Here is a 6,855-nt window from a genome sequence, read left to right as displayed (position 1 = left end):
GGGACTGCCGCACCAGCACAATGTAATCATGACCTCCCCGCCGGCCGAACTGCAGCAGATCGCCAACCCCTCGCGCGCGTCCCGGATGGGCGCGATGCTGGTCGGCATGGGGGCGCTGCACTTCGCGGTCCCCAAACCCTTCGACTCGATCGTCCCCGCCGAACTGCCGGGCTCCGCGCGCGTCTACACCCACGCCTCAGGGGTCGCAGAGATCGTCACCGGCGGGCTGCTGCTGGCACCGCGCACCCGCAAGCTGGGCGCACTGGCCGCGGTGGCGCTGTTCGTGTCGGTGTTGCCGGCCAACGTGAACATGGTCCGGTTGTGGAAGGACAAGCCGCTGCCGATGCGCATCGGCGCGATCGCCCGGGTGCCGCTGCAGATTCCGATGATCACCCAGGCGCTCAAGATCTACCGGGAGTCTTAGGCCGCCGGTATCTCCAGCAGCGCGGCCAGCTCCTCGTAGCCGGGCAGCGAGTCGGGCACGACGATCTGGCCGGACCGCACGTAGTGGAACGCCGCGCGGACGGAGTCGACGGGCACGTCGCGCAGCGCCGCCCACGCCAACCGGTACACGGCGAGCTGAATTGCCGCGTGGCGCTTGGTCTCTGGCGTGTCGGGCGGATCGCCGGTCTTCCAGTCGACGACGGTCGCGCCGTCGGCGTCGGCGAACACCGCGTCGATGCGGCCCCGCACCACCGTGCCGCCTATGACCATGTCGAACGGCACCTCGACGTCGACGGGGGTGCGGGCGGCCCACGGCGAAGCCATGAACGCGGCCTGCAGTTCGGCCAGGCTTTCGGCGTTCTCACGGACCAACTGCCCATCGACCGCTCCCGGCAGGTCGTCGAGGTCGAAGAGCCGCTCGGCCCCATAGAACCGCTGCACCCAGTCGTGGAACGCAGTGCCCAGCAGGGCATGTGGATCTGGGCGCACCGGCAGCCTGCGGCGCAAGCGGCGCACCGCCGCGTCGGGATCGCGGCCGAGGTCCACCAGGCTGCTCACCGACAGCGCGGCGGGCAGCGTGACGGGCCGTTGCGGTGGCACCCGGACCCGCTCGGCGAGCAGAGCATCGACATCGGCGACCCAGCCGTCGAGGTCGTCGTCCGGCCCGTCAAGCCTTCCCGCCATCGCATGCCGGACAAGGACGGCTCCCCGATCCACATCGCCGCGGCGCAGCCCCGCCGGATCAGCCGGCCACACCGCCTCGATTGCTTTGTCGCGCAAAGGGTTCGGATCACCTTCGGTCGGCGCGGGCGCCCAGTGCTCGACCACCCCGCACGGTTCACCGGCGGTCGCCGAAGCGTCGATGATCTCCTTGAGTTCGAGGAGGAACTCCGAGGGCCCGCGCGGCTTCCCCTCGGATGCGCCCCAATGATGGCCGGACAGCAGCAGCGTGTCCTCGGCGCGGGTCAGCGCCACGTACAGCAGCCTGCGCTCTTCGTCGACGCGACGCTGGTCGAGTCGCCGTTTGTGCTCGGAGATCTTGTCGGACAAGACTTTTCGGTCGTTCACATCCGACGTGTCGAGCACCGGGACCCCATGGTCGCCCATGGTGGCGCGGTCGCCGCGCAGCAGGGGCGGCAGGTCGGACGCGTCGGTGAGCCAGGTCCGCATCGACGCCGTCGATGGGAACACGCGACCGCTCAGGTGAGGCACGGCCACGATCTGCCATTCGAGACCCTTGGCCGCGTGCACCGTCAGGATCTGCACGCGGTCGTGCGCCACGGCGGCCACCGCGGGAGCCAGCCCGTTCTCCACCACCATTGCGGCGTCGAGGTAGGCGAGCAGATCGGACACCCTCGCGCCCGTGCGCCCCGCCGAGTAGTCGGCCACCACGTCGGCGAAAGCGTCGAGGTGTTCGGTGCCGGTCCACCCCGCCGACGGCGGCCGGGCCGCACGGGCTTCGGCGTCGACGCCGAGCACCCGGCGCACCTCGGCAACCAGATCCGGCAGCGGATGGGCAAGGTGCCCGCGCAGTGCCGTCAGCTCGCGGCCCATCGCGGTGATCCGCCGGTGCCCTTCCACCGAGTAGCCGTCCGCAGCCCCCGGGTCACTGATCGCGTCGGCCACGCAGGCGGTATCGGCATCCGGTGCCGCCTCGGCGACGATCTGGTCGGCCGAAGAGCGGTCCCTCGGGCCGCCGACGTCGTCCAGCTCGACGGCGCGACGCCACAGCGCCGAGATGTCACGGCCACCCAGCTGCCACCGCGGTCCGGTCAGCACCCGCATGGCGGCCGCTCCCGCCGCCGGGTCGGCGACCAGGCGCAGCATCGCCACCACGTCGGCGACCTCCGTGACGGAGAGGAGCCCGGCCAGACCGACGACCTCCACCGGCACACCCCGCGCGGTCAACGCGTCGGCCATCGGCGCCGCATCCGCGTTGCGCCGCACCAACACCGCGGCCGTCGGGATGGGAGTGCCCGCGTCGCGCGCCTCGTGGTAGCGCAGCGCGAGGTGATCGGCGACCCAGTCACGTTCGGCCTCGACGTCGGTCAGCAGCGCACACCGGATGGTCCCCGGTTCCGCGCCGGGCCGGGGCCGCAGCGCCTGCACCGCCACCGACCGGCGCCTGGCTTCGGCGGACACCGCGTTGGCCAGATAGAGCGCCCGCGGCGGATTGCGCCAGCTGGTCCTCAGCTCAAGCGCCGGCGCCGGGCTGCCGTCCGATCGGGGGAAGTCGGTGGTGAACCGCGGCAGGTTCGTCGCAGAGGCCCCGCGCCAGCCGTAGATCGACTGGATCGGATCGCCGACGGCGGTCAGCGCCAACTCGTCGTCGACTCCCCCACCGAACAGCGACGACAACGCGATCCGCTGCGCGTGGCCGGTGTCCTGGTACTCGTCGAGCAGCACGACACGGAACCGGCGCCGCAGCTGCTCGCCGACTTGCGGGAACGTCGACGCGAGCCGGGCGGCCGACGCCATCTGCATGCCGAAGTCCATCACCTTCTCGGCCCGCATCCGCCGGTGCAACGCGTCGATCAGGGGCACCAGCTCGGTGCGCTCGGTCTGGGTGGCCAACATCCGCAGCAGCCACTGGCTGGGTCCGCGGTCACGCTGATACGGCCCGGCGGGCAACGTGTGCACCAACCGCTCCAGCTCGACGTGGGTATCGGTCAATTGCTCGGTGTCGACGAGATGTTCGGCCAACGCTCCGGCCAACCGCAGCACCATCATGGTGACGGCGGCCGGCGTCTTGTCCGTGTCGAGTGCGCCCGGGAACTCGGTGACGACGCGAAACGCCAACTGCCACAACTCTGTTTCGCTGAGCAGCCGGGTGTCGGGCTCGACCGGAAGCAGCAGGCCGTGCTCGCGCAGCAGCGTGCCCGCGAACGCGTGATAGGTACTGACCGTCGCGGGGTCGTCGGCCGCGTCCATGCCGCCGGCAACGATGCCGGTGCCCGCCAGCCGGGCCAGCCGGGAACGGACGCGGCGCAACAATTGGCCGGCCGCCTTGCGGGTGAACGTCATGCCGAGCACCTCACCGGGGGATGCGTAGCCGTTGGCCACCAGCCACACCACCCGGGCAGCCATCGTCTCCGTCTTGCCCGCACCCGCTCCTGCGATCACCACCAGCGGACCGGGCGGTGCGGCGATGACCGCGGCCTGCTCTTCGGTCGGCGCGAAAAGCCCCAGAGCAGAGGCCAACTCATCGGGACTGTACTTCGGTGTCACGGGGTGGCCGCTTCGTCGGTCGAGGCTTGGGCGGGGCAGTTCTGCCGCACCGGACAGTGTGCGCAGCCGTCGTTGATCCTTGCCAGGAACTGTGGCCCCTGCGTCGCCGCCGCGGCCGTGCCCACCAGCTCACGCCACTGGCCGCGCGAATCCGGCGTCAGCGGGTCCTGCTGCCGCTCGGCCGGCCCTGCGGAGCCGGTCTTGCCCAGGTAGACCAGCCTGCCGCCGCCGGGTGTATCGCCTTCCGGCAGAAGGCCTTCTGCGATGGCGAGCTGGTACATCGCCAGCTGCGCGTGGCGTTGCGCATCGTCCTTGGTGACGGGCGACTTACCGGTCTTGACGTCGACGACCACCAGGCGGCCCGCTTCGTCACGCTCGAGCCGGTCGAGCCTGCCGCGCACGCGTACGGCCGCCCCGTCGCAGTCGAGCACGCCGTCGACGTCGACTTCTGTGCCCACCTCGGTGAGCTGCCCGCGTGTCTGCTCCCGCCACTGCGCGAAGGTGGACAGCATCAAGCGGTGCCGGGCCAGCTCGTTGTCGGCGTACCACGCCGACTCGAACGGCAGCTTCTCCCAGAGCCTCTCGAGCTCGGCGACCATCTGACCCTCTCGCATTTCCGGATCCGCGACCAGGGCGTGCACCAACGACCCGATGGCCGAGCGCACGTCGCGTCCGTCGCTGCCGCCATGCCGTTCGAGCAGCCAGCGCAACGGGCAGTCGGCCAGCGTCTGCAGTGTCGATGGCGACAGCCGCACCACGTGGTCGTCGCCCGCCCACAGCGGCTCATCGGTGCTCGGCGCGGTCATGCCGTACCACTGTCCGGGATCGGCGCCGGATATGCCTGCGGCGGCCAGGCGCGCCAATTGTGCTGCCGCACAGACCCGTACCGGATCGGTGACGGCGCCCTCAGGGGCGCATACCACCGCGCGCAGCCCGCCGACCAGCGGCGCGGGCGCCAGTACCCGCGGGGCGGCCACCGGCTCGGTGGTGGCCGTATCGGTGTCGGTCGCGAACTGCACGAGCTCGATGTGGAACGGCGACGGCAGCATCGAGTCGTCACCACATTCGCTGTCCACCGCTGTCACCAGCAGCCTGTTGCGGGCGCGGCCCATCGCGGCGATCAGCAGCCTGCGCTCCTCGGCCAGCAGCGGCGCCCGGCTGGACACGCCCGCGGTGTCGGCGACGACACCGTCGAGGACATCGACGAGAAACTGGGTCGCGAGAACACCGCCGCGGGGAGTGGTGTTGGGCCACAGCCCTTCCTGCAGGCCTGCGATGACGACGACGTCCCACTCCCTGCCCAGCGCGGCATGCGCGCTGACCAGCGTGACGCCGTCGGTGTCGGGCGGCGGATCGCCCGCCGTCGGCAACGGACCCAGCGCGCGCACATGCTCGACGAGGCCGCGAAGGGACGACCCGGCGGTTCTCGACACGTACTGCTCGGTCACGTCGAACAGCGCAGTGACCGCGTCCAGGTCGGCGTCGGCGTTCGCGCCCGCCGCGCCGCCCCGCTCGCTGGCCGCAAGCCATCGTTTCTGGAGACCGGAGCGGTGCCACGCCTGCCACAGGGTGTGGCGCGGGTCTGCGCCGTCGGCCTCGCTGCGCCGCGCGGCGGCCAGCACGGCGCGCACCCGCTGCACCGGACGCGCAAGATCACCTGTGACGGAGAGTTTTTGCGATTCCATCGCCTCGACGAGCAATTCGCCGAAGTCGCGCGGGGGCCGGCTTCGATCGGCTCGGCGCAGCGCCCTGCGAAGTTGCCGCAACGACACCGGATCGACCCGGCCGATCGGCCCGGTGAGCAATTGCATGGCGCGGTCGCCGTCCAGCCCGTCGGCGACGGCCTGCAACACCGTCAGCATTGCCCGCGATGCGGCCTGTTCGGCGACCGGCACGCCCGACGGCGGGCTGATGACCGGAACCCCCGCGGCGGTGAGTGCGCGGGACAGCGGCGCGCCGCTCTGCCGCAGCGAGCGCACGATCACGGCCATCTCCGACCACGGCACCCCGTCGAAGAGATGGGCCCTGCGCAGCGCGTCGGCGATCATCGCGGCCTCGGCGTGCGGTGACGCCGCCACCCGCACGGAGACCGAGCCCGGATCGTCGCCGGCGCCGACAAGTTCGCGGGCCTCGACGGCGCCGGGCAGCCGCCGCGCGACGCCGGTGATGGCGCGGGCCACCGCGGGCATGCAGCGGTGCGACTCCGTCAAGGTGATCACCGGATCGTCGTCGGTACCGCGCAACAGGGCCGGATCAGCGCCACGGTAGGAGAACACGGATTGGTTGGGGTCACCGGCGACGATGGTCAGCTCGGCGCCTGCCGCAAGCACCCGCACCAGGCGGGCGGCCTGAGGGTCGAGGTGCTGGGCGTCGTCGACCAGAAGCAGCGTGACCCGCGCGCGTTCGGCGGCGAGCAGTTCGGCATCGACGGCGAAGGCCTCCAGCGCGGCGCCGACGAGTTCGGCTGCGCCGAGTGCGGGCACGGTGGCCTGCGGAGCGGCCATGCCGACGGCCGACCGCAGCAGCATCGTCTGCTCGTACTGCTGCGCGAACTGACCCGCGGCGAGCCACTCCGGACGCCCGGACAACCTGCCGATGCGTTGCAGCGCAGAAGGATCCACACCGCGCTCGGTGCAGCGGGCCAACAGGTCGCGCAACTCGGTGGCGAACCCGACGGTGCTCAGCGCGGGCCGCAGTTGACGCGGCCACGCGACGGCCGCGTTGTCGCCGTCCTCCAGATCGCCTGCGAGCAGTTCGCGGATGATGCCGTCCTGCTCGGCGGTGGTGATCAGCCGCGGGGGCGGATCACCGTTGCGCTGGGCGGCCAGCCTCAGCACGGCGAAGGCGTACGAGTGCACCGTGCGGACCAGAGGCTCCCTGACGACGGCACGACTGCCCGCTTGCAGCAGCGCCGCTGTGATGGCGGCGCGCGCATGCGCGCCCAACCGCGCCGAACCCGTCAGCAGCAGAACAGATTCCGGCTCGGCACCGTCGGCGATGTGGGCCGCCGCGGCGTCGATCAGCGCGCGGGTCTTGCCCGTGCCCGGGCCACCGAGAACGCGCACCAGACCGCGAATGCCGGTTTCGGTCAACGCCGTCGGGTGAAGCGCGATGTGCGGTGCGGACATGAGGGCATGACACCACGAGGGTCCGACAAGTCGTGCCGACCGGATGCCCTTAGCA

General features: G+C 71.5%; 3 protein-coding genes. 1 reads left to right on the top strand and 2 read right to left on the bottom strand.

Features of this window, described 5'->3' with window-relative positions:
• The first annotated feature begins 28 nt into the window (after window positions 1-28).
• Window positions 29-424, top strand: coding sequence for a DoxX-related protein (locus tag QOC76_RS29820; protein ID WP_526363370.1), 396 nt, complete (start codon window positions 29-31; stop codon window positions 422-424).
• On the opposite strand, the gene QOC76_RS29815 is transcribed toward QOC76_RS29820, so the two are convergent.
• Entirely contained in the window at window positions 421-3,672 is a 3,252-nt protein-coding gene (locus QOC76_RS29815) for an ATP-dependent helicase (protein WP_526363368.1), read from the bottom strand. The two genes, QOC76_RS29820 and QOC76_RS29815, sit on opposite strands and share 4 nt — an antisense overlap.
• Complete coding sequence (locus QOC76_RS29810) at window positions 3,669-6,800, bottom strand: ATP-dependent helicase (protein WP_526363365.1); 3,132 nt, start codon at window positions 6,798-6,800, stop codon at window positions 3,669-3,671. The genes QOC76_RS29815 and QOC76_RS29810 overlap by 4 nt, the downstream gene beginning before the upstream one ends.
• Window positions 6,801-6,855 lie beyond the last annotated feature (55 nt).

The sequence above is a fragment of the Mycobacterium sp. genome, assembly GCF_032159565.1.
Taxonomy (GTDB): Bacteria; Actinomycetota; Actinomycetes; order Mycobacteriales; family Mycobacteriaceae; genus Mycobacterium.
This window is presented reverse-complemented; position numbering and strand designations above follow the sequence as displayed.

Coding starts and splice junctions, on each gene's coding strand:
- QOC76_RS29820 (WP_526363370.1), top strand. CDS start 29: ATGACCTCCCCGCCGGCCGAACTGCAGCAGATCGCCAACCCCTCGCGC.
- QOC76_RS29810 (WP_526363365.1), bottom strand. CDS start 6,800: ATGTCCGCACCGCACATCGCGCTTCACCCGACGGCGTTGACCGAAACC.